This is a genomic window from Piscirickettsia salmonis LF-89 = ATCC VR-1361, from assembly GCF_000297215.2.
In the GTDB taxonomy this organism is placed as follows: domain Bacteria; phylum Pseudomonadota; class Gammaproteobacteria; order Piscirickettsiales; family Piscirickettsiaceae; genus Piscirickettsia; species Piscirickettsia salmonis.
In genome coordinates, this window is record NZ_AMFF02000103.1 from 1 (window position 1) to 742 (window position 742).

General features: G+C 42.2%; 1 protein-coding gene. It reads right to left on the bottom strand.

From position 1 onward, the window contains the following. Positions 1 to 18: 18 nt before the first annotated feature. A complete protein-coding gene (locus tag C200_RS10220) occupies positions 19 to 609 on the bottom strand; it encodes a tyrosine-type recombinase/integrase (RefSeq protein ID WP_016212425.1) in 591 nt (196 codons plus the stop codon). Positions 610 to 742: the final 133 nt, after the last annotated feature.

Consider the following 742-nt stretch of genomic DNA (forward strand, 5'->3'; position numbering starts at 1 on the left):
AGTAGCTGTTTTTACTGCTCAGATTAAATCTACAATTTTCTTCTTCGCTTCGTTATCACCTTCGATATAACGTTGGGTGGTTTGAAGTGTTGTGTGCCCAGCAAGTTGCTGAACATCACGCAAAGAGCCGCCAGCTTTGATAATATTTTTAGCTGCCCTTGTCACAAAGGTACGGCGACCGCTGTGGCTACTACAACCTTCAAAGCCTAAATTTTTGTAGAGTTCGGCAAACCAGTTCACTATGGTTTGCGCTGGAAAGTGTGAGTTGCGGCGTGAGAGAATCACGGGCCTTTGTCCATGCTTTGGTTGTGACTCGTCTAATAGTTGGGATAATGCCTGTTTTAATTGTTTGTTGAGAGGGATGACCCGGCCGCCTTGTTTGCCCTTGCTGGCAGTGTTACGTAGACGGATAGACTCACATAGCTCACCTTCAGGTGTTAGTACCATGTCCCAGGTGAGTGCGGCAATTTCTTTAGCGCGTAAACCGGCTTTGATTGAGAGGAGGAACATCGTAGTATTGCGAGTAGGGTAGGTCGTTGATTGGAACGCACTTAAAACGGCCTTTTCTTGGCGTTCGCTTAAAATCTTGGCTTGTTTGTGAAGCCCCATTTTTTTAGCCTTTTTTAGTATAAAGTATTGTTATATTAAGATAATATACTGATTGTGTTTTTGCGTCTAGTTGCGATCCGTTGATTTTATTGACTTTAGTATATATTGTATAATATATAACAAGTTTTATTGT